Raw genomic sequence first — 20,397 nt, 5'->3', positions numbered from 1 at the left:
AGATTGGGCGGGTGCTCTCACGCCTCACACGTCTGCCGCGTCCCGCCGCCCTGGCCGTCTGCGCCGTGGCCGTGCTCGGGCTGTTCGCCGCCGCGGCCTTCGCGCCGCTGCCCTTCGTGGTCGCCATCCCCGGGCTTACGGCCGACGTCCTGGGCTCCGACCAGGGCAAGCCGGTCATCACGGTGACCGGCGCCCCGGTCCGGGACACCAAGGGCGAGCTGCGGATGACCACCATCCGGGCCACCGGTCCGTCCTCGACCATGAGGCTGCACGAACTCATCGGCCACTGGTTCAAGACCGATCAGGCGGTCATGCCCAGGGAGGCCGTCTACTCCTCGGGCGGAAGCGACGAGGAGATCGAGAAGCACAACCTGGAGGAGATGACCAAGTCGCAGTCGGCCGCCACCGACGCGGCCCTCGGCTTCCTCCACAAGGACCCCAAGGACGTGAAGGTCGAGCTCAACCTCGCCGACGTCGGCGGCCCGAGCGCCGGGCTCCTCTTCTCCCTCGGCATCGTCGACAAGCTCGACGGTGACGGCAGCGGAGGCGATCTCACCGGCGGTCGCAGCGTCGCCGGTACGGGCACCATCACCGCCGACGGTCAGGTCGGCGCGGTCGGCGGGGTGGCCCTGAAGACCCAGGCCGCGCGGCGCGACGGCGCGAGCGTGTTCCTCGTACCGAAGGCCGAGTGCGCGGACGCCCTGTCGGAGCTCCCCGAGGGGCTGCGGCTGGTACCCGTCACTTCGCTGACGGATGCGGTGAACTCGCTTCGCGCGCTGAACCGGGGAGAGCCGGCTCCGTCCTGCTGACGGCCGGCCCGCGGTCCAGTCCGCGCCAGGCCGGGAAGACCATCGGGGAGAGCGTCGTCAGCAGGTACGTGCCGCCGAACAGCAGCAGCGCCGTCGTCACCCCGAACCCGTCGACCAGCAGACCGGCGGCGAGTCCGCCCATCGGCATGGTCAGCTCGCAGCCCGCCGTGGCCACGCCCGAGACGCGACTGCGCAGCGCCTCCGGCACCTGCTCGTACATGACGGTGGTCAGGATCGGGTTGAGCATGCCCATGCCCAGGCCGGCCAGGGCCATCGTCACCGCGAGCGGCAGGGTCGTGTCCGTGAGGGCGGCCACCACGTACCGGGTCGCCCCGGAGAGCAGGAAGGCCGCCGTGAACACCGCGCGGCGCGGGAAGCGCTCGCCCCACATTCCGTAGAGCAGGGCGCCCAGCAGGGCGAAGCCTCCGAAGAGGGAGATCATCAAGCCGATCGTGGTGGCGCCGCCGAGGGTCTCCCGGCCGTGGACCGGCAGCAGGACCGCGGACCAGCCCTGGTCCAGCCCGTTGGTCATCATCACCATCACCGTGACGCCCAGCAGCAGCCGGGTACGGGTCATGAAGGCCCAACCTTCAGCGAGTTCGGCGCGGTAGGCCGTGAAGGACACCTTTCCGATCGTGCGGTGCGGTTCGGCGGCCGGGACTCCGCGCAGGAAGACGGCGACCAGGAGCGCCGACGCCCCGAAGGTCGCCGCGTCCAGCAGCAGCACGGTCTCGGCGCCGAACGCCGCGATGAGCAGCCCGGCCACCGCGGCCCCGATCATCCGGGCGCCGCGAAAGACCGCATCGTAGACGCTGGCGGCCCGGGTGATGGTGGTGCCGGCGTGTTCGGCGAGGTTCGGCAGGAGCACGGCGCGGGCGGTCAGGCCCGGGGTGTGCACGAGGCCGCCGACGGCCATCAGCGCGCACAGCATCCAGAACTCCAGCACGCCCGCGTAGTGCAGCAGCGGGATCGCGCCGACCGACAGGCCGCTGATCAGGTCCGAGGCGACGGAGACGCGGCGGCGGCCGATCCGGTCGATGACCGGTCCGCCGACCAGGGCGGCCACGATGACGGGCAGGGTGGCGCAGAAGGCGACGACCCCGGCCCGGCCGGCACTGCCCGTGGTCTGGAGCACGAACCACGGGACGCCGATGAGGGTGAGTGAACTACCGGCAATGGAAATGGTGTTGGCGGCCAGTACGCCGACCAGCGGGCGCCGGCTCATATCGCGCTCGGGGCGTTGTGGAGGAGGGTGTGGCGGGGGAGGACGCGGACTAAGACGCGCACGGCAGGACTCCTTCGGCGCTGCGGAGAGGCGGGTGAGGGGCTTCGGCGGGCTTCTGGGCGGAGCTCCCCGGGGGCTCTGGCGGGGCTACTCCGACGCGGAGCGCGGGAGGACGTGCGTGTGGATGCGGACGGTCCGGGTGTCCTCCGCCTCGGGCAGGTCCCGGTAGGTGTTGACCACGTCGTGCAGCCGGCCGATCAGTTCCTCGCTCTGCGCGGGCGTCAGCCGCAGGGTGAAGTCGCTGAGGTCGGCGCCGGGTTCCCAGTGGCCCAGCCGGTTCTGCGCCTCGGAGATCCAGGCGGAGACCTCCTGGGTGTGGTTCGAGGCGACGGCCTGCAGGAAGACCGCGGCCGCGCCGCTCGTGGCCGGGTCGGCGTCGTGGATCAGCGATCCGTCGAAGCCGGTGCCCTCGTGCACGGCCTGCCACCAGCGCTCACGACCCTTGCCGTGCCCGACCGCGTCCTCGACGAAGCCGTGCGCGGCGAGCTGGCGCAGGTGGTAGCTGGTGGAGCCGCTGGACTCGCCGAAGCGTTCGGCGAGTTGGGAAGCGGTGGCCGGGCCCTTCCGGCGCAGATCGGCCAGCAGCTGCATCCGCAGGGGGTGGGCGAGACCGCGCAGGGCGCGGGCGTCGAGCATGCGGAGGGTGGGTTCCACGGGCTCCCGCCCTTCGGCGGGCGTGCTCTCGGGAGGCTTCTCGGGACGGTTCTGGGGGCGGCTCTCGGGCATGCCCCGACCCTAGAGATGCAAAGGGTTCTCTGCAAGGGGTTATTTGCAAAGAACCCTTTGCGAGGAGCGTCCGCGTCACTGGGTCCGGCTGTCGTCCTCCGCCGCCTGCTCCACCAGCGGGATGATCCGCAGTGGTACGGGGTTCTCCATCACGATCGCCGTCGAGGCCCGCACGATCCCCTCGAAGCCGACGACGCGGTCGATCACCCGCTGGAGGTCGGCATTGGACCGGGCCACCAACCGGCACAGCATGTCCCCGTGTCCGGTGGTGGTGTGCAGCTCCAGCACCTCCGGCACCCCGTTCAGGTGCGCCCGTACGTCGGCGCCCTGCCCCTGCTTGATCTCCAGCGTCGCGAACGCGGTCACCGGATACCCGAGGGCCGTCGGGTCGACCTGCGGGCCGAACCCGCGGATGACCCCGCTCGACTGGAGCCGGTCCAGCCGCGCCTGTACGGTCCCGCGGGCCACGCCGAGCCGCCGCGAGGCCTCCAGGACCCCGATCCGCGGCTCCCGGGCGAGCAGGACGATGAGCCGGCCGTCGAGTTCGTCGATGCCCATGGATGCCTCCGGGTGCCCACGCGTGCTCGTGGGTGGTCATAGTGCACAGATGTTTCAACCAGCCTGCGGTCATCCTGGGCAGTTTGTACAGTCAAACTGGAAACTATTGCGCAGCTTGTGGATCGGCGGGACTCTGCGCTCATGACTGAGTCCCTGAACCTCGAAACCACTCCGCACACCGCGCGTGAGGCCGACCCCTTCCCGGTGAAGGGCATGGACGCGGTCGTCTTCGCCGTCGGCAACGCCAAGCAGGCCGCGCACTACTACTCGACCGCCTTCGGCATGAAGCTCGTGGCCTACTCCGGACCGGAGACCGGCTCCCGCGAGACGGCCAGCTACGTCCTGACCAACGGCTCCGCGCGCTTCGTGCTGACCTCGGTCATCAAGGCGACGACCGACCACGGCCGCTTCCTCGCCGAGCACGTCACCGAGCACGGCGACGGCGTGATCGACCTCGCCATCGAGGTCCCGGACGTCCGTGCGGCGTACGCGTACGCCGTCGAGCAGGGCGCCCGCGGGCTGGACGAGCCGTACGAGGTCAAGGACGAGAACGGCACGGTCGTGCTGGCCGCGATCGCGACCTACGGCCAGACCCGCCACACGCTGGTCGAGCGCCGCGACTACACCGGCCCCTACCTGCCGGGCTACGAGGCCGTCGACCCGATGGTCGAGCCCCCGGCCAAGCGCACCTTCCAGGCCATCGACCACTGCGTCGGCAACGTCGAGCTCGGCCGGATGAACGAGTGGGTCGCGTTCTACAACAAGGTCATGGGCTTCACGAACATGAAGGAGTTCGTGGGCGACGACATCGCGACCGAGTACTCGGCGCTGATGTCCAAGGTGGTCGCGGACGGCACCAAGAAGGTCAAGTTCCCGATCAACGAGCCGGCGATCGCGAAGAAGAAGTCGCAGATCGACGAGTACCTGGAGTTCTACAACGGCCCCGGTGTCCAGCACATCGCGCTGGCCTCGAACGACATCGTCTCCACCGTCCGCTCGATGCGCGCGGCGGGCGTCCAGTTCCTGTCCGTCCCGGACACCTACTACGACACCCTCGGCGAGTGGGTCGGCGACACCCGGGTGCCGATCGACGAGCTGCGCGAACTGAAGATCCTGGCCGACCGCGACGAGGACGGCTACCTGCTGCAGATCTTCACCAAGCCGGTGCAGGACCGCCCGACGGTCTTCTTCGAGATCATCGAGCGGCACGGTTCGATGGGCTTCGGCAAGGGCAACTTCAAGGCCCTGTTCGAGGCGATCGAGCGCGAGCAGGACAAGCGCGGCAACCTCTAGCCTCCGGCTCGGCCCGCAGGTTCACAGCACGGCCCGAGGGGGGCCCGGCGCCGCACCCGTTCACGGGTGCGGCGCCCTCGTGTTCGCGCAGGCCGCCCCCTGCGGCCAGCGCCGTCAGCGCCCCGTCGGCTTCGGTGCGGGCGTCGGTGTCGGGGTCGGGGTCGGGGTCGACGTCGGCTTCTCCGCCTTCGGGAGCTCCGGCTCCACCCACGGAGCGGTCGGCCGGACGTTCTCCGGACCCCCCGCCGGCGGCTGCGCGATCGATGCCAGGGCCTCCTTCGCCACCGGCGCGCGCAGCGGTGAGAAGTGCGGGTTCGTCCGCATGGCCTCCTGGAAGTGGCGGCGGGCCGCCTCCTCGTCACCCAGGCCGCGTTCGATCATCGCCCGGTGGAAGGCGAAGTCGGCGCTGCGCAGCCCCGGCTCCGTGGCCTTCTTCGCGTACTCCAGCGCCGCCGCGTCCTCGCCGGTCTGGTGCAGCGCCCACCCCAGCGCGTCCGCGACCTGCACGCTCTTGTGCCGCGACCACTCCTGCGACAGGCGCCGCACCGCCGCCGTCGCATCGCCGTGGTCCGCCTCGTACAGACCGAGGAGCACCACGTCGTCGACCCCGTTGCGGCTGTCCCGGGCCACCATCGTGGTCAGCGCCCCGTACTGGGCGCGCGCCTCCGGTCCCCGGCCCAGCGCGTCCAGCAGCTCGCCGAGCTCCCGCGCCAGCTGCGGCAGCGCCGACCGGCCCAGCGCCAGCCGGTAGTCCCGTACCGCCTCGCCGCCGCGCCCCAGCGCGGCCAGCGCACGGGCCCGGCCACCGAGGGCCTCCGCCTGCGCCGGATCCGTCCGCAGCGCGCCCTCGTACTGCCGCAGCGCCTCGGCCGCGTCGCCCCGCTCCCACGACAGTTCCCCGAGACGGAACAACGCGTACGCCTTCTCCGCCGGGGCCTTCGCGGCACCCGCCGCGTGCTCCATCGCCACCACCGCGTCCTCGCGCCAGCCGCGGTCCCGGTAGACCTGCGAGGCCCTGACGTACGCGGCCAGTCCCGGCCGCATGTCCAGCAGCAGCTCCATCGCCTTCTGCGCGCCCTTGTAGTCGCCGAGCCCGGTGTACGCGTCCACCAGCACCGGGTAGGCCGTCCACCGCTTGGGCGCCTGCGCCCGTACGAGCTCACCCCACTTGCGGGCCGTCCCGTAGTCCCGCCGGGCATTGGCCAGCGCGCCCATGCCCGTCATCGCGTCGAAGTTGCCCTTCTCGGCCGGACGGCCCTCCAACGAGCGCTTCAGGGCCTTCTCCGCCTTCGGGAACCAGCCGGAATCGGCCGTCCGTCGCGCCTGTTCGAGGTACGCGGAGCCGAGCACGGCCCACGAGGCGTCATCGTCCGGATGCGCCGCGAGCCACTTCTCCCGGTCCGCCACCAGCGCCGCCAAGTCCACCGCCGACGCGGGCGCCCCCATGCCCAACGCCGACGCGGCACGATCGCCCGGCTCCGGCGGACGGGCGTCGTCAGCGGTCCGGGCGGGCCGGATCAGCAGGGCACCGGCGATCAGGACCACGGCGACCGCGGCCGCCACGAGCGTCTTGCGGCCGGTGAAGGTCACGGGCGGCGCCGGCGTCTGCGATTCCTCGTCGATACGGTCCATGGGGTCACTGTGCGTCAATATGAAGAGCTCACCGAGGTGTCCGAAGGGGGGCGCGGTCGTGTTCACACCGATGGCCCCGGCTGCCACGCTGGTTCCATGGATGACGATCTCTTCGCACGTCTGCGGGCCCGCCTGCTCGAAGGGCTCCCCGCCGAGGCCCTGCACACCGATCCCCAGGTGACCACCTCATACGCCACCGACATGGCCAGCTTCTGCGCCGCCGGCACCCCGGCCGCCGTCGTCCTGCCCCGGACCGTGGAACAGGTCCAGCACGTCCTGCGCACGGCCACGGCCCTACGGATCCCCGTGGTCCCGCAGGGCGCCCGGACGGGCCTGTCGGGCGGCGCCAACGCCTCCGACGGCTGCATCGTGCTCTCGCTCGTCAAGATGGACCGGATCCTGGAGATCAGCGCCGTCGACCGGATCGCCGTGGTCGAGCCGGGCGTGGTCAACGCCGTCCTCTCACGTGCCGTCGCCGAACGGGGCCTGTACTACCCGCCCGACCCCTCCAGCTGGGAGCAGTGCACCATCGGCGGCAACATCGGCACCGCCTCGGGCGGCCTGTGCTGCGTCAAGTACGGGGTCACCGCCGAGTACGTGCTCGGCCTCGACGTGGTCCTGGCCGACGGGCGGCTGCTGCGCACGGGCCGGCGTACCGCCAAGGGGGTGGCGGGCTACGACCTCACCCGGCTCTTCGTGGGCTCCGAGGGCAGCCTGGGCGTGGTCGTCCAGGCCGTCCTCGCGCTGCGGCCGGCGCCGCCCCGGCAGCTGGCGCTGGCCGCCGAGTTCCCCTCCGTCGCCGCCGCCTGCGAGGCCGTCTGCGCCGTCATGGAAGCGGGTCTGACCCCCTCGCTGCTGGAGCTGATGGACCGGACGACCGTCCGGGCCGTCAACGCCCTCGGGAAGATGGGGCTGCCCGAGGCCACGGAGGCCCTGCTGCTGGCCGCCTTCGACACCCCGCACGCCCCCGAGGACCTCGCGGCCGTGGGGGAGCTGTGCACGGCCGCCGGGGCCACCGCCGTCGTCCCCGCCGAGGACCAGGCGGAGTCCGAACTGCTGCTTCAGGCCCGCCGGATGTCCTTCCCCGCGCTGGAGGCGCTGCGGCCGGCGACGATGATCGACGACGTGTGCGTACCGCGCTCGAGGCTCGGCGAGATGCTGGACGGTACGGCCGCCATCGCCCGCGCCCAGGACCTGCTCATCGGGGTCTGTGCGCACGCCGGGGACGGCAACACCCACCCGATCGTCTGCTTCGACCCCGCGGACGAGGACGAGACGCGGCGGGCCCGCGAGTCCTTCGGCGAGATCATGGCGCTCGGTCTCTCCCTGGGCGGGACCATCACCGGCGAGCACGGGGTCGGTGTGCTGAAGAAGGAGTGGCTGGCCCGCGAACTCGGCCCGGTGGGGCTGGAGATGCAGCGGGCCGTCAAGCAGGCCTTCGACCCGCTCGGGCTGCTCAATCCCGGCAAGCTCTTCTGACGCCGCCCGCCGGGCGCCGCCCGTGCGGCCCGGGCTGCCGGTCAGGCCCGGGCTGCCGGTGCGGCCGGGTCCGACCGGCGTGCGGTCGCCCGGCATCACAGGTCCCCGTCCGCCGACTCGTCCGACGGCCACGGGTCGCGCAGCCACAAATCGTCGGCCGGGGTCGGGGCGAGCAGCTCGACCAGCCCGTCGTCCAGGCCGAGGCGCTCGGCCTCGGTGCCGGGCGGAACGACGCGCAACGTGCGCTCCAGCCAGGCCGACACGGAGCCCGCCGGGGCCTCCAGGAGCGCGTCGCCGTCCGGGGAGGTGAGCGCCATGCAGAGCACGGCCTTGTTGTCGACCTTCGTGGGCCAGATCCGGACGTCGCCGTGGCCGCAGGGACGGAACACCCCCTCGACGAGCAGCTCGCGGGCGAACGTCCAATTGACGGGGCTGTACGAGCCGGTGTGGAAGGTGATGTGGACGGCGTACGGGTCGTGCGTCAGGTAGAGGAGCCGGGCGGGGACGGGGATGCTGCGCTCGGGGGACAGGACCAGCTTCAGTTCCAGCTCGCGCTCGATGGCGGGGTGGTGCATGACGGCCTCACTTCGGTTCGGTGCACGGGGCCGGACGGTGCCCCGCACCCGGAGAGAGCGGCAGTGTGCCCAGGTATGACGAGACTTCGGGCAGCGAACCGGAGATTGGCTGATTTCTTTCGGTTGACCGAAAACCGTCGTGCAGGGTGACGTTCGCTCGTTTGCTTGGATTCTCCCGTTACCGGACCTGCCGGGGGGCGGTTCTTGGCTATGGTCCTCCCTTGCACAAGCCTCAAGCCACGATCGGAGTTGGGGACATGACGGCCTCCCCTGGTGACGGCGAGCACGCGGCCCGCGAGGGCTACTACCCGGATCCGTCCATCCCGGGGTACATCCGCTACTGGAACGGAGCGGCCTGGGTTCCCGGTACGAGCCGCCCTGCCCCGCAGCCGGCACCTGTCGCGCAGGCCGCCCCCGCCCCCGTGCCCGCCCCGGTCGCCACACCCGCCACACCTGTCGTACCCGCCGCCCGCGGCGGGCGCTCCCTGCGCGCCGACGAGACGGGACCGGTGTTCCTCGACGAGACCTCCGTGACCGAGGCGCTGCCGGAGCCGGCCCCCGCCCCCGTGCACGCCCTCGCTCCCGAACCCGCGGTGTGGCAGGCCGATCCCGCGCACCAGGCCGGCTTCGGCGGGCCCCGCGACCACCGGGTGTCGTGGGGGAGCAGTGCGCCGGATCCGGAACCCGTTGCGCAGTCCGCTGCGCAGCCCGATCCGGAACCGGAACCGGAGCCCGAACTCGAACTCGAACCCGACCCGGCCCCGCGGCCGGCGGGCATCTCCCTGGCCCGTACGACGCCCGCGAGACCCGCCGAGCAGGCCGCCGCGGGCATCCTGTCGGTGCGTTCCCCGGCCGCCCCGGCACCTGCCCCGACCTCTGCCCCGGCCCCCGCCCCGGAGTGGCCCGAAGCCCCCGGGACCGGCGGGGCGGGCGGGTCCGGGCTCACCTCCTCCTGGCCCGAGGCGGTCGCCGACGCACCCGCGCCCGCACCCGCGCCCACCCCGGCTCCCGCACCTCCTCGGCCCCGCCCCGCCGCCCCTGCCGAGCCCGCCGCGTCCGCAGCCCCGGCCGCAGACCGCCCCGAGGTGTGGGCCCCGCGCCCCGCCGGAGCGCGCCCGAGGATCACGGCGCGCCCCGAGGCGGCGGCCCCGGCGGAGCCCCAGCCCAAGCCGCAGTCCCAGCCGCAGAGCCGGGAGCCGCGCGGGCCCGAAGCGGACCGCTCCGGCGGCCCCGGCTCCCGCCCCGCGACGGCCCGTACGCCGCGGGAGGTCTTCGAGCGGATGGCCGAGCGGGCCGTTCGCCCCGCGGGGCTGTCGCGCAGGGCCGTGGCCCGCGCGCTGGACTCCCTCGCCTACGCCGCCGTCGCGGTGGCCGTGGCCCGGCCCCTCCTCCCCGAGGCCGCCGCCCACGTCGAGGCCAAGGTGAACGCCGCCCGGGCGAGCGGTCGCACCACCACCGTCTGGCTCCTCGACGGGACCATCGCCGGCCTCCTGGGACTGGTCCTCGGCACCGTCCTCCTCTTCGGGATCCTCTACGAGGTGCTGCCCACCGCCCGTTGGGGCCGCACCCCGGGCAAGAAGCTGCTGGGCGTCCGGGTCCTGGCCACCGCCAGCCTGCGCCCGCCCACCTTCAGCGCGGCCCTGCGCCGCTGGCTGGTGTACGCCGTCCTCGGTCTCCCCGGCAGCCTCTGGTGCCTCGTGGACCGACCGCGCCGACAGGCCTGGCACGACAAGGCGGCCAGGACGTACGTGGCCCGCTGAGCGCGCCGGGACGGCCCGGGAGGCCGGCCGGGACGACCCGGGAGGGCGCCCGGGACCGGGCCCGGCGCCGCCCCTCCCCCCGAATGGACGCCGTCCCGTTGCGGGGGTGGCGGAGCCGGGTTCGACTCGGGCCATGAGTACCGACCAGCCGCCGGGCCAGCCGCCCGAGGACGACCCGTTCCTCAAGAAGCCCCAGGAACCGACGCCTCCGTCGGGCGGTTCGCCGTACGGCTCGCCGCCCCCCGGAAGCGGCGGTCCGCCGCCCCCGCCCGGAGGGCCGCCCGGCGGTCCGGGCGGGGGCGGGGGATATCCGCCCCCGCCACCCCCGTACGGAGGCGGCGGAGACCCGTACGGCGGGAGCGGCGGCTACGGCATGCCCGATCCGCTCGCCGGGATGCCCCCGCTCGCCGACTTCGGCAAGCGGCTCCTCGCGCGCATCATCGACGTCGTGATCGTCGCGATCCCGCTGGCCCTCATCCAGTGGGCGTTCGGCACCGGCCGCTACCGGTACGACGCCGACCGGGGCGAGGACATCGGCGATGTCTTCAGCAAGTCCTACAGCGGCAGCGGCCTGATCATGACCCTGATTTCGATCATCGCGTACGTCGGCTACGACTGGTGGTTCACCAAGAAGAACGGCCAGACGGTCGGCAAGAAGGCGATGGGCCTGCGCGTCGCGATGCTCAACGACGGCAGCGTGCCGAACTCCAACGCCTCCCTGACGCGCGCCGCCGTGCTCTGGCTGCCGACCCTGATCTGCTGCGCCTGCCTGTGGCCGATCGCGCTGGTCGTCTCGATCCTGGTCGACAAGCCGTACAAGCAGGGCTTGCACGACAAGGTCGCCAAGACCGTGGTGGTCCAGGCCACCGGCTAGACATGACGCACCGCGACGCGGGCGGCCGTCCCTCCGGGGGTGGCCGCCCGCGCCGCGTGGGGCGTCAACCGTCAGTGGTGTACGGGGTGTTCGGCCGTCGCCGCCGGCCGGGACTCGGACGCCCGGACGGCCCCTGTCGCGCCCTCCTCGGCCGCGGGTCCACCGGCGGACGCGGAGGCCCCCGTGCGCCCCGCGTGGCGGCCGCGGCGCCGCGGGACGGGAACGGTGAGCGCGACGAGCAGACCCAGGGCGAGCGCGGCGGCGGAGATGACCGCGACGCCGAGCCCGGTGCTCGTCTGCGAGAGCAGCAGCATGGCGATCGTCGACACGACGACCGTGGCGGACCCGTACGCGAGCTGTGCGACAGTCGGACGCGGCATGGCGATATCCGTCCTCGGTGAGGGGAGGGGGAGTCGGCTCAACCAGTTCGCGCGTCAAGTGACTCTATGACGGGAGATGCCCGAGTCGGACCGCTGGTAAGCGTGACCTAACACACGGTGCCGGAGCACGGGGGGCGCACGGGATCATTTTCCGGGCGACGGCAGGGGGAGAAAGGGGGACGGGACGGACCACTCGCGCGGTCGTGAAGGACCCTTCGCCCCGTATGGCTGTGGAACGTCCGGATAGCGGAACTCCCCGACCGCATAGTGCAGTTGTAAGGGACAAGTCAAGGTCTGTCTTTTCTTGCTTCCCTCCGGTCAAATGTCGTCACTTGAGACGCGCGCCGCGCGGAACCCCCCGCTCCTATGGAGAAGTTCCGACCAACGTTGCGGCCGCGGGAGGGGAACACATCAAGTGACCAGCAATTCCGCCAGACGGCGTGCGATACGCGCTGCCGCCGTCACCGTGACCATGGCCGCTTGTGCGACAAGCGCCACCTTCTTCACCGTCACCGCGGCTCAGGCCGAGGGCAAGGCTCCGGCCGCCCCGGCGGCCGACCGGCAGGACCCGACCTCGCCGTCCAAGGTCGTCGAGCACGACCTCAAGGGCCCCTTCAGCGACCAGCAGGCCAAGCAGCGCGCGGCCGCCCTGGACCAGGTCCTGACCGGCAAGAAGGGCGTCGAGCAGCGCGGCGCCTCCAAGGTCGTCAAGCTGGACGACAAGAAGTACGTCGAGCTCGGCCGCGAGAAGACCGACAAGATCTTCACGATCCTCGTCGAGTTCGGCGACCAGGTCGACAACACGACCATGTTCGACCCGGACGGCCCGGGCCCCAAGCCCGAGGTCCCCAAGTACGGCGGTACCCCCGGTCCGCTGCACAACCAGATCGCCCAGCCGGACCGTGCCAAGGACAACAGCACGGCCTGGCGCAAGGACTTCAGCCGCCAGTACTTCCAGGACCTGTACTTCGCCACGGGTCAGGGCAAGGACTCGCTGAAGACGTACTACGAGAAGACCTCCTCGGGCCGTTACTCGGTCGAGGGCGAGGTCGCCGACTGGGTCAAGGTCCCGTACAACGAGGGCCGTTACGGCTCCAACTACTGCGGCCAGACCAACTGCTCCAACGTGTGGGACACCGTCAAGGACGGCGTCACCGCATGGTCGGAGGCCCAGAAGAAGGCCGGCAAGACCGACGCGCAGATCAAGGCGCAGCTGTCCCAGTACGACCAGTGGGACCGCTACGACTTCGACAACGACGGCAACTTCAACGAGCCCGACGGCTACATCGACCACTTCCAGATCGTCCACGCGGGCGAGGACGAGTCGGCCGGTGGCGGCGTGCAGGGCACGACCGCGCTGTGGGCGCACCGCTGGTACGCCTACGGCACCGCGGCGGGCAAGACCGGCCCGGACAACAACAAGGCCGGCGGCACCCAGATCGGCACCACCGGCATCTGGGTCGGCGACTACACGATGCAGCCCGAGAACGGCGGCCTCGGCGTCTTCGCGCACGAGTACGGTCACGACCTCGGTCTGCCGGACCTCTACGACACCACCGGTGGCGGCGACAACAGCGTCGGCTTCTGGTCCCTGATGTCGGCCGGTTCCTGGCTCGGCAAGGGCAAGGACTCCATCGGCGACACCCCGGGCGACATGACCGCCTGGGACAAGCTCCAGCTGGGCTGGCTGAACTACGACACGGCCAAGGCCGCGACGAAGTCCACCCACAAGCTGGGCGTGTCGGCGTTCAACACCAAGGACAAGCAGGCGCTCGTCGTCGAGCTGCCGAAGAAGCAGGTCAAGACCGAGGTCGTCAAGCCGGCCGAGGGCTCCACCCAGTGGTGGAGCAACATGGGTGACGACCTCAAGAACACCCTGACCCGCTCCGTCGACCTGACGGGCAAGAAGTCCGCCGCCCTGTCCCTCAAGGGCTGGTGGGACATCGAGGCCGACTACGACTACCTCTACACCGAGGTGTCCACGGACGGCGGCGCCACCTGGACCGCGCTGGCCGGCACCGCCGACGGCACGGCCCTCCCGGTCGACGCCTCCGGCAGCCCGTCGCTCACCGGTGTCTCGGGCGCCTGGAAGAACCTGAACTTCCCGCTCGACGCCTACGCGGGCAAGAAGGTCGACCTCCGCTTCCGCTACCAGACGGACGGCGGCGCGGGCGGCAAGGGCTTCACGGCCGACGCCATCTCCCTGACCGCGGACGGCTCCGCGCTGTTCACCGACGGCGCCGAGAACGGCGACAACGGCTGGACCGGCAAGGGCTTCTCGCGCATCGGCGCCGACTTCTCCAAGGAGTACGCGCAGCGCTACATCGCCGAGAACCGCCGTTACGTCTCGTACGACTCCACCCTCAAGGTGGGCCCGTACAACTTCGGCTTCGGCAACACCAAGCCGGACTGGGTCGAGCACTACCCGTACCAGGACGGTCTGCTCATCTGGCAGTGGGACACCAGCCAGAAGGACAACAACACCAGCGTCCACCCGGGCCAGGGCCTGATCCTGCCGATCGACGCCAACGCCAAGCCCATGAAGTGGGCGGACGGCACCCTGCTCCGCAACAAGATCCAGCCGTACGACGCCACCTTCAGCGCGTACTCGACGGATGCGATCACCCTGCACAAGAACGGCGAGGAGCTCTTCCTCAAGCCGAAGCCCGCGAACCTGGTCTTCGACGACCACAAGGGCAAGTACTACTACGACGAGAACCCGACCGGATCGGTGAAGGTCACTGACACCAACACCAAGATCAAGATCCTGAAGGAGACCTACGACGGTGAGGTCATGACCATCGAGGTCGGCCCCTCCTCGAAGTAACTCGGCAAAACTGCAGGTCAAAGCATGATCGGCCGTCGCCCTCTAGCGGGCGGCGGCCGATCGCGTTTAGATGCCGAGTACGAGTGTCTTATTGACGGGGGAGATGACAGCCATGCCAGGCGGAGGTTTCGTGAGATTGCCGGGCGGCAGCGTGGTGGTGGCGCTCGTGCTGCCGAGGCCGTCCGGAGAAGGCGGAAACGTCCGTGTGCTGGTGCACGCCGCGAACCGGGCCCGCGCCCTGACCAGGCTGCGGAACCTCGGAATGCGGGCGGTGTACCTGCGGGGCAACGCGTACCCGCCGACCCCGGACGAGGTCACGGCCGTCCTGCACCATCCGGACGGCCTGCTGTGGCGCGGCGCCCCGGACCGGGCGCAGGAGCTCTGGCACCCCATCCGGGCCCTGCTGGGCACCTGAGTCCTGTCTTACGCGGTGCTCCGGTCGGCCGGACCGCCCACCAGGGTCACGCCGGCCGCACGGAGCTCGTCCAGGGCCCGTGCGGTCGTGTGCGGGGCCACGGCGGCGGTCAGGTCCAGCAGGACGCGGGCGGTGAAGCCGGCGCGTGCGGCGTCGAGGGCGGTGGCCCGCACGCAGTGGTCGGTGGCGATCCCGACCACGTCGACCTCGGTGACGTTCCGGTCCCGCAGCCACTGGCCGAGCGTCGTCCCGTTCTCGTCGGCGCCCTCGAATCCGCTGTACGCGGCCTCGTACGCGCCCTTGTCGAAGACGGCGGAGACGGCACCCGAGGCCACGGCGGGGGCGAAGTTCGGGTGGAAGCCCACGCCCTCGGTCCCGGCGACGCAGTGGACGGGCCAGGAGGTCTCGTAGTCCGGCTCGGCCGGCGGGTGCGCGAAGTGCGACCCCGGGTCGACGTGGTGGTCGCGGGTGGCGACGACGTGCCGGTAGGCGGGCGCGGCCTGGCCGATGTACTCGGTGACGGCGGCGGCGACGTCGGCTCCGCCGGTGACCGCGAGGCTGCCGCCCTCGCAGAAGTCGTTCTGTACGTCAACGACGATCAGTGCGCGGTGCATTTCGCGTGCCCTTCGGCTCGATGGTGTGCTGCGGCGGCTCCTGCGGGGGGCTCTTTCCCCACCCCGCCCCTTCCCACTGTGCTGCATGGCGGCTGCGCCGCGTGGGGGCTCTGCCCCCGGACCCCCGCGCCTCAAACGCCGGCGGGGCTGAGATTGCCCTGCGGGCAGTTCCGGCCGTGCCGGGCTGACGGCTCCGGCCGATCCAGCACGGTCTGGGGGTGCCTCCCAGCGGTAGCCGGGGGAGTGAGGGGCGCGGGCGCGGAGCGCTGTGGGGGTCGGGGGCGGAGCCCCCGTCCCTCCCGCCGGGCGTGCCCGCAGGGCTAGACGTACTCCGTGGGGATCACGGCCTCGCCGCGCGAGAGCTGCGTCGCCGAGAGCGGGAGCCCCGCGCGGGCAGCGCGGTGGCGGTCCCGTGCGGCCTCCAGCGGCTCGCGGGCGACCACCTCGCCGGCCTTGACCAGCTGGGTCAGGAGCTGGTGGTCGGCCAGGGCCGCCGGCACGGGCCCCACGCCGATCACCTCCGCCTCCGCCACCCCCTCCGCGTCCCGCCGCCGGGCCGCCCACTTGCGGCCGCCGATGGAGGTCTTGCCCCCCGTGGACTTCTTGGCCACCGGGGCCAGCGCCGCCTTCGGGTCCGCCGAGGTGGCCCGCGCCACCAGCTTGTAGACCATCGAGCACGTCGGGTGCCCGCTGCCGGTCACCAGCTGGGTGCCCACGCCGTACGTGTCCACCGGAGCCGCCGCCAGGGAGGCGATGGCGTACTCGTCGAGGTCCGAGGTGACCACGATCTTCGTCGAGGTCGCGCCCAGCTCGTCGAGCTGCTGCCGCACCCGGTGCGCCACGAGGAGCAGGTCTCCGGAGTCGATGCGGACCGCGCCCAGGTCGGTGCCCGCCACCTCGACGGCGGTCCGGACGGCCTCGGCGACGTCGTACGTGTCCACCAGCAGGGTGGTGCCCCGGCCCAGCGAGTCCACCTGGGCCGTGAAGGCGTCCCGCTCGCTGTCGTGGACCAGGGTGAAGGCGTGCGCGCTCGTGCCGACCGTCGGGATGCCGTACCGGAATCCGGCCGCCAGGTCCGAGGTCGAGGTGAAGCCGCCCACGTACGCGGCCCGCGACGCGGCGACGGCCGCCAGTTCGTGCGTGCGCCGGGCGCCCATCTCGATCAGCGGGCGTCCGCCCGCCGCCGAGGACATCCGGGAGGCGGCCGCGGCGATCGCCGAGTCGTGGTTCAGGATCGACAGGATCACGGTCTCCAGCAGCACGCACTCGGCGAAGCTGCCCTCCACCCGCAGGACGGGGGAACCGGGGAAGTAGACCTCCCCCTCCTGGTAGCCCCAGATGTCGCCGGAGAAGCGGTACGAGGCCAGCCAGTCCAGCGTCCGCATGTCGACGACGGCCCGCTCGCGCAGGAACTCCAGCACCGCGCCGTCGAAGCGGAAGTTCTCCACCGCGTCCAGCACCCGCCCGGTTCCGGCGATCACCCCGTAGCGGCGCCCCTCGGGCAGCCGCCGGGTGAACACCTCGAAGACCGAGCGTCGGTCGGCGGTGCCGTTGGCCAGGGCGGCCTGCAACATCGTGAGCTCGTAATGGTCCGTGAAGAGCGCTGTCGACGGCACGTCCACCGGCAGGCCCAGGTCCGCAGGGTTCATGGCTGGGATGCTAGCGCACATTTCGTCAAAGTGACGAGATGTAGGTGGCGATTGCTCGACCGAGCCGTTCGGCCCCTGTTTGGGCGGTGGTGCGGTCGAGGTGGCAGCATGGGACGAGTGAGTGTTGCTCCTGTTGAGATCGAACGCACCGAATCCGCCGAAGAGACCTTTGCGGTCCCCGAACCCGACGTCCCCTGGGTGACCCTGGTGCACAACGACCCGGTCAACCTCATGAGCTACGTGGCGTACGTGTTCCAGGCGTACTTCGGCTACTCGAAGGACGTGGCGCACAAGCTGATGCTCGACGTCCACCACAAGGGGCGGGCGGTCGTTTCGAGCGGCACCCGCGAAGAAATGGAGCGCGACGTGCAGGCCATGCACGGCTACGGCCTGTGGGCGACCCTCTCGCAGGACCGCAACTGATGGGCGGCACCTTCGAGTCCCTGAAGGGCGGCGGCGCCGCCATCGCGCTCGACGAGATCGAGATCTCGATCCTGCGCTCGCTGGCCGTCCAGCTGCTGGAACTGATCGGCCCCGGTGCGCCGGAGCCCGCCGAGGACGCCGACCCGCTCGCCGCGCTGTTCGCCGAGGGCCCCTCCGAGCCCCCGTCCGACCCGGCGTTGGCCCGGCTCTTCCCCGACGCGTACGGGGCCCCCGACGGGGCCGGCGACAAGGGTGTGGACCCCGAGGAGATCGCGGCCCGCTCCGCGGAGTTCCGCCGCTTCACCGAGAACGACCTGCGCGCCCGCAAGCGCGAGGACGCACTGGCGGTCGTGCGCAGCCTGGACGGGCTCACCCCGGCCGGCGACGGCGCGGCGGTGCTGGAGCTGTCCGGCGAGCTGTCGCTGCGCTGGCTCGGTGCGCTCAACGACCTGCGCCTGACCATCGCGGCCCGCCTCGAGATCACCGAGGACGACGAGAGCGCGGTGCTCTTCCGGCTGCCGGACGAGGACCCGCGCAAGCCGATGGTGATGGCCTACCTGTGGCTCGGCGGCCTCCAGGAAACCTTGATCGAAACGCTCTGAGAATCCTCAAGAGGGAACGTCGTTCGCTCAGCGGACGCTCAAATCCGGATAACGATCAGATCACCGCCATGCGGTGATCTGATCCGTTTCCGGTGCTTTGGGGTGATTTTTTGATGCCCTCCGCCACATTTCTCCCCCTCGGGCAGCCGTAAGCACGTGATAAATCTTCACGATCGCCGACGGGACGCCACCCATGTCCCCCGGCTCGCTTGGACCGGCTGACCGCCGGCGTGCAACTCCATCCGTATCCGGGGGGATCGAGGACCCGATCCGCAGCCAATGAAGGCGCGGGTCGGCGTGGAGAAAGGCGCACCAGACATGACCTCAGTGCAGGTCGAGCAGCACGACAAGACGCCCGGTGAGGGCGGAGCGGGCGAGGGCGGCGAGGGTTACCACCGCACGCTCGGAGCCCGTCAGATCCAGATGATCGCGATCGGCGGAGCCATCGGCACCGGCCTGTTCCTGGGCGCGGGCAAGGCGATCTCCAAGGCGGGCCCGAGCCTGATCCTGGCGTACGCCATCGCCGGCCTGGTCATCTTCTTCATCATGCGGGCCCTGGGCGAGCTGCTCATGTACCGGCCCGTCTCCGGTTCCTTCTCGGACTACGCCCGCGAGTTCCTGGGCCCGTTCTGGGGGTACGTCACCGGCTGGACCTACTGGCTGTTCTGGGTGGTCACCGGCATCACCGAGGTCACCGCGGCCGCGCAGTACATGTCGTACTGGACCCACGACAGCTTCCCGCAGTGGGCCTACGCGCTGATCTTCACGGTCATCCTCTACGCCGCCAACCTGATCTCCGTGAAGCTCTTCGGTGAGCTCGAGTTCTGGTTCTCCATGGTCAAGGTCACCGCCATCGTCGGCATGATCCTGATCTGCGCCGGCATCCTCACCATCGGCTTCTCCGACGCGGCCGACACCGCCACCGTCTCCAACCTGTGGAACGACGGCGGCTTCTTCCCCAAGGGCATCGGCGGCACGCTGATGACCCTGCAGATCGTGATGTTCGCCTTCCTCGCGGTCGAGCTCGTCGGCGTCACCGCCGGCGAGTCCAAGGACCCCGAGAAGACCCTGCCCAAGGCCATCAACACCGTGCCGTGGCGCATCGCCGTCTTCTACGTCGGCGCGCTCATCATGATCCTGTCGGTCGTCCCGTGGACGCACTTCCAGCCGGGCGTCTCGCCCTTCGTCGCCGCCTTCGAGCGCATGGGCCTGGGCATCGGCGCCGCGATCGTCAACTTCGTCGTGCTGACCGCCGCGCTGTCCTCCTGCAACTCGGGCATGTACTCCACCGGCCGCATGCTGCGCGACCTCGCGCTCAACGGCCAGGGCCCGAAGGTCTTCACCAAGCTCACCAAGAGCGGCACCCCGCTCATCGGCACCACCTTCTCCGCCGCGCTGATGCTGGTGGGCGTCTGGATCAACTACGTCGCCCCGGGCAAGGCCTTCGACTACGTCGTCTCCTTCGCCACCATCTCCGGCATGTGGGCCTGGATCATGATCCTGGTCTGCCAGATCCGCTACCGCGCCAAGGCCGACCGCGGCGAGCTGCCGCAGTCCGCGTTCCGCGCCCCCGGCGCCCCGTACACGAGCTGGTTCGCGCTGCTCTTCATCGGCATGGTCATCGTGATGATGGGCGCCGACAAGGACTCCCGCGTCTCGCTGTACTGCGCCCCGCTGTGGGGCCTGATCCTGGGCGTCTCCTACCTGGTCGCCAAGCGCCGCGGCCAGGACGGGGACACCTCCGTGAAGGTCTCGCTGAGCGTGGACGTCTGACGCCACGGACCCCCTGTCCAGCATCCGGGCCCCTGCGTACCGTTCCTCGGTACGCGGGGGCCCGTCTGCTTATCCTGTCGCTCATGCTGACCCTCACCCAGGCCCTGTACGACCAGATCGTCGAGCACGCCCGCCAGGACCACCCCGACGAGGCGTGCGGCGTCGTGGCCGGCCCGGCGGGCACCGACCGCCCCGAGCGGTTCGTCCCGATGCTCAACGCGGCCCGCTCGCCCACGTTCTACGAGTTTGACTCGAAGGACCTGCTGAAGCTCTACCGCGATCTGGACGACCGCGACGAGGAGCCGGTGATCGTCTACCACTCGCACACCGCGACCGAGGCGTACCCCTCGCGCACCGACGTCACGTACGCGAACGAGCCCGGCGCGCACTACGTGCTCGTCTCGACGGCGGACAAGGACGGCCTCGGCGAGTTCCAATTCCGCTCGTACCGGATCGTCGACGGAGTGATCACCGAGGAAGAAGTGCAGGTCGTCGACGCCTACTGACCAGTATGTGAGCGAAGAGCGTCCATGATGCGGGATCACACTCCAAACGGGGGACCGGGAATCGTTAACATGACCGCATGGTTTCCCACGACGTGAGCATCGAGACGCCCGGCAGGCTGCTGCTCGTGGCGCGGCTGCACGTCGACCTGTGCCGCCTCGCCAGCGCCATCTGTCCTGCGCTCTGAGCACCACAGCCCTTCCGCGCGGGGGGCCGACG

The 20,397-nt window shown here is 71.1% G+C and carries 20 protein-coding genes; 12 read left to right on the top strand and 8 right to left on the bottom strand.

From position 1 onward, the window contains the following. The first annotated feature begins 11 nt into the window (after positions 1-11). Positions 12-809, top strand: coding sequence for a S16 family serine protease (locus tag ACIQK6_RS35110; protein WP_402696601.1), 798 nt, complete (start codon positions 12-14; stop codon positions 807-809). On the opposite strand, the gene ACIQK6_RS35105 is transcribed toward ACIQK6_RS35110, so the two are convergent. The 3 genes from ACIQK6_RS35105 to ACIQK6_RS35095 form a co-directional block, all read right to left on the bottom strand. After that, positions 739-2,034 (bottom strand): MFS transporter, encoded by a 1,296-nt coding sequence (locus ACIQK6_RS35105; RefSeq protein ID WP_329101540.1) that lies wholly within the window; start codon positions 2,032-2,034, stop codon positions 739-741. The genes ACIQK6_RS35110 and ACIQK6_RS35105 overlap by 71 nt on opposite strands. 147 nt (positions 2,035-2,181) lie before the next feature. Next, on the bottom strand, positions 2,182-2,820 hold the full coding sequence (locus ACIQK6_RS35100) for an ArsR/SmtB family transcription factor (RefSeq protein WP_402696598.1): 639 nt from the start codon (positions 2,818-2,820) through the stop codon (positions 2,182-2,184). A gap of 75 nt (positions 2,821-2,895) precedes the next feature. Further along, the gene (locus ACIQK6_RS35095) at positions 2,896-3,378 is read right to left on the bottom strand and encodes an Lrp/AsnC family transcriptional regulator (RefSeq protein ID WP_329101542.1); all 483 of its coding nucleotides are present in this window, start codon (positions 3,376-3,378) and stop codon (positions 2,896-2,898) included. A gap of 141 nt (positions 3,379-3,519) precedes the next feature. Here ACIQK6_RS35095 and hppD point away from each other — a divergent pair, with 141 nt between their 5' ends. Then, complete coding sequence (hppD, locus tag ACIQK6_RS35090) at positions 3,520-4,671, top strand: 4-hydroxyphenylpyruvate dioxygenase (RefSeq protein WP_329101544.1); 1,152 nt, start codon at positions 3,520-3,522, stop codon at positions 4,669-4,671. Positions 4,672-4,785: 114 nt separating this feature from the next. On the opposite strand, the gene ACIQK6_RS35085 is transcribed toward hppD, so the two are convergent. Next, a complete protein-coding gene (locus ACIQK6_RS35085) occupies positions 4,786-6,303 on the bottom strand; it encodes a hypothetical protein (protein WP_329101546.1) in 1,518 nt (505 codons plus the stop codon). A gap of 96 nt (positions 6,304-6,399) precedes the next feature. Between ACIQK6_RS35085 and ACIQK6_RS35080 the strand changes: the two genes are divergently transcribed. Then, entirely contained in the window at positions 6,400-7,782 is a 1,383-nt protein-coding gene (locus tag ACIQK6_RS35080) for an FAD-binding oxidoreductase (RefSeq protein ID WP_402696596.1), read from the top strand. A gap of 95 nt (positions 7,783-7,877) precedes the next feature. On the opposite strand, the gene ACIQK6_RS35075 is transcribed toward ACIQK6_RS35080, so the two are convergent. Further along, complete coding sequence (locus ACIQK6_RS35075; RefSeq protein ID WP_402696594.1) at positions 7,878-8,357, bottom strand: SsgA family sporulation/cell division regulator; 480 nt, start codon at positions 8,355-8,357, stop codon at positions 7,878-7,880. A 257-nt stretch (positions 8,358-8,614) separates the two neighbouring features. Here ACIQK6_RS35075 and ACIQK6_RS35070 point away from each other — a divergent pair, with 257 nt between their 5' ends. Further along, the gene (locus tag ACIQK6_RS35070; RefSeq protein WP_402696592.1) at positions 8,615-10,117 is read left to right on the top strand and encodes an RDD family protein; all 1,503 of its coding nucleotides are present in this window, start codon (positions 8,615-8,617) and stop codon (positions 10,115-10,117) included. Positions 10,118-10,250: 133 nt separating this feature from the next. Next, positions 10,251-10,991 (top strand): RDD family protein, encoded by a 741-nt coding sequence (locus ACIQK6_RS35065; protein WP_329101553.1) that lies wholly within the window; start codon positions 10,251-10,253, stop codon positions 10,989-10,991. A 71-nt stretch (positions 10,992-11,062) separates the two neighbouring features. Here ACIQK6_RS35065 and ACIQK6_RS35060 read toward each other — a convergent pair whose 3' ends face one another. Next, positions 11,063-11,371: a hypothetical protein gene (locus tag ACIQK6_RS35060; protein ID WP_329101555.1), complete on the bottom strand. Its 309-nt coding sequence runs from the start codon at positions 11,369-11,371 to the stop codon at positions 11,063-11,065. Positions 11,372-11,843: 472 nt separating this feature from the next. Here ACIQK6_RS35060 and ACIQK6_RS35055 point away from each other — a divergent pair, with 472 nt between their 5' ends. Further along, complete coding sequence (locus ACIQK6_RS35055; RefSeq protein WP_329107904.1) at positions 11,844-14,198, top strand: immune inhibitor A domain-containing protein; 2,355 nt, start codon at positions 11,844-11,846, stop codon at positions 14,196-14,198. 112 nt (positions 14,199-14,310) lie between these two features. Continuing rightward, positions 14,311-14,613 carry a hypothetical protein gene (locus ACIQK6_RS35050; RefSeq protein ID WP_329101557.1) on the top strand — a complete coding sequence of 101 codons (303 nt, stop codon included), beginning with the start codon at positions 14,311-14,313 and terminating at the stop codon, positions 14,611-14,613. An 8-nt stretch (positions 14,614-14,621) separates the two neighbouring features. Here the strand turns inward: ACIQK6_RS35050 and ACIQK6_RS35045 are convergent, their stop codons facing one another. Together ACIQK6_RS35045 and ACIQK6_RS35040 are read right to left on the bottom strand one after the other, a co-directional pair. Then, a complete protein-coding gene (locus ACIQK6_RS35045; RefSeq protein ID WP_329101559.1) occupies positions 14,622-15,227 on the bottom strand; it encodes an isochorismatase family protein in 606 nt (201 codons plus the stop codon). Positions 15,228-15,547: 320 nt separating this feature from the next. After that, a complete protein-coding gene (locus ACIQK6_RS35040; RefSeq protein ID WP_329101562.1) occupies positions 15,548-16,876 on the bottom strand; it encodes a nicotinate phosphoribosyltransferase in 1,329 nt (442 codons plus the stop codon). Positions 16,877-16,984: 108 nt separating this feature from the next. Between ACIQK6_RS35040 and clpS the strand changes: the two genes are divergently transcribed. The 5 genes from clpS to ACIQK6_RS35015 all read left to right on the top strand — a co-directional run bounded on the left by clpS (position 16,985) and on the right by ACIQK6_RS35015 (position 20,365). Next, the gene (clpS, locus tag ACIQK6_RS35035) at positions 16,985-17,299 is read left to right on the top strand and encodes an ATP-dependent Clp protease adapter ClpS (RefSeq protein WP_030010601.1); all 315 of its coding nucleotides are present in this window, start codon (positions 16,985-16,987) and stop codon (positions 17,297-17,299) included. Further along, a complete protein-coding gene (locus ACIQK6_RS35030) occupies positions 17,299-17,901 on the top strand; it encodes a DUF2017 domain-containing protein (RefSeq protein ID WP_329101564.1) in 603 nt (200 codons plus the stop codon). Before clpS ends, ACIQK6_RS35030 begins: the two co-directional genes overlap by 1 nt. Positions 17,902-18,219: 318 nt before the next feature. Continuing rightward, positions 18,220-19,674, top strand: coding sequence for an amino acid permease (locus tag ACIQK6_RS35025; protein WP_329101566.1), 1,455 nt, complete (start codon positions 18,220-18,222; stop codon positions 19,672-19,674). Positions 19,675-19,757: 83 nt separating this feature from the next. Further along, positions 19,758-20,180 (top strand): Mov34/MPN/PAD-1 family protein, encoded by a 423-nt coding sequence (locus tag ACIQK6_RS35020; RefSeq protein ID WP_150257610.1) that lies wholly within the window; start codon positions 19,758-19,760, stop codon positions 20,178-20,180. 77 nt (positions 20,181-20,257) lie between these two features. Next, on the top strand, positions 20,258-20,365 hold the full coding sequence (locus ACIQK6_RS35015; RefSeq protein WP_314252769.1) for a putative leader peptide: 108 nt from the start codon (positions 20,258-20,260) through the stop codon (positions 20,363-20,365). Positions 20,366-20,397: the final 32 nt, after the last annotated feature.

The organism is Streptomyces sp. NPDC091682, from assembly GCF_044756625.1.
GTDB lineage: Bacteria > Actinomycetota > Actinomycetes > Streptomycetales > Streptomycetaceae > Streptomyces.
Note: the sequence above shows the minus strand (reverse complement) of the source record. Positions and strands in the feature narration are given on the sequence as shown.

What these genes read in the sequence shown, in the direction of transcription:
- ACIQK6_RS35040 (WP_329101562.1), bottom strand. Translation starts at nt 16,876, where the DNA reads ATGAACCCTGCGGACCTGGGCCTGCCGGTGGACGTGCCGTCGACAGCG.
- ACIQK6_RS35080 (WP_402696596.1), top strand. Translation starts at nt 6,400, where the DNA reads ATGGATGACGATCTCTTCGCACGTCTGCGGGCCCGCCTGCTCGAAGGG.
- ACIQK6_RS35025 (WP_329101566.1), top strand. Translation starts at nt 18,220, where the DNA reads ATGACCTCAGTGCAGGTCGAGCAGCACGACAAGACGCCCGGTGAGGGC.
- ACIQK6_RS35095 (WP_329101542.1), bottom strand. Translation starts at nt 3,378, where the DNA reads ATGGGCATCGACGAACTCGACGGCCGGCTCATCGTCCTGCTCGCCCGG.
- ACIQK6_RS35100 (WP_402696598.1), bottom strand. Translation starts at nt 2,820, where the DNA reads ATGCCCGAGAGCCGCCCCCAGAACCGTCCCGAGAAGCCTCCCGAGAGC.
- ACIQK6_RS35055 (WP_329107904.1), top strand. Translation starts at nt 11,844, where the DNA reads ATGGCCGCTTGTGCGACAAGCGCCACCTTCTTCACCGTCACCGCGGCT.
- ACIQK6_RS35030 (WP_329101564.1), top strand. Translation starts at nt 17,299, where the DNA reads ATGGGCGGCACCTTCGAGTCCCTGAAGGGCGGCGGCGCCGCCATCGCG.
- ACIQK6_RS35075 (WP_402696594.1), bottom strand. Translation starts at nt 8,357, where the DNA reads ATGCACCACCCCGCCATCGAGCGCGAGCTGGAACTGAAGCTGGTCCTG.
- ACIQK6_RS35050 (WP_329101557.1), top strand. Translation starts at nt 14,311, where the DNA reads ATGCCAGGCGGAGGTTTCGTGAGATTGCCGGGCGGCAGCGTGGTGGTG.
- hppD (WP_329101544.1), top strand. Translation starts at nt 3,520, where the DNA reads ATGACTGAGTCCCTGAACCTCGAAACCACTCCGCACACCGCGCGTGAG.
- ACIQK6_RS35070 (WP_402696592.1), top strand. Translation starts at nt 8,615, where the DNA reads ATGACGGCCTCCCCTGGTGACGGCGAGCACGCGGCCCGCGAGGGCTAC.
- ACIQK6_RS35060 (WP_329101555.1), bottom strand. Translation starts at nt 11,371, where the DNA reads ATGCCGCGTCCGACTGTCGCACAGCTCGCGTACGGGTCCGCCACGGTC.
- ACIQK6_RS35065 (WP_329101553.1), top strand. Translation starts at nt 10,251, where the DNA reads ATGAGTACCGACCAGCCGCCGGGCCAGCCGCCCGAGGACGACCCGTTC.
- ACIQK6_RS35045 (WP_329101559.1), bottom strand. Translation starts at nt 15,227, where the DNA reads ATGCACCGCGCACTGATCGTCGTTGACGTACAGAACGACTTCTGCGAG.
- ACIQK6_RS35105 (WP_329101540.1), bottom strand. Translation starts at nt 2,034, where the DNA reads ATGAGCCGGCGCCCGCTGGTCGGCGTACTGGCCGCCAACACCATTTCC.
- ACIQK6_RS35015 (WP_314252769.1), top strand. Translation starts at nt 20,258, where the DNA reads ATGGTTTCCCACGACGTGAGCATCGAGACGCCCGGCAGGCTGCTGCTC.
- clpS (WP_030010601.1), top strand. Translation starts at nt 16,985, where the DNA reads ATGGGACGAGTGAGTGTTGCTCCTGTTGAGATCGAACGCACCGAATCC.
- ACIQK6_RS35020 (WP_150257610.1), top strand. Translation starts at nt 19,758, where the DNA reads ATGCTGACCCTCACCCAGGCCCTGTACGACCAGATCGTCGAGCACGCC.
- ACIQK6_RS35085 (WP_329101546.1), bottom strand. Translation starts at nt 6,303, where the DNA reads ATGGACCGTATCGACGAGGAATCGCAGACGCCGGCGCCGCCCGTGACC.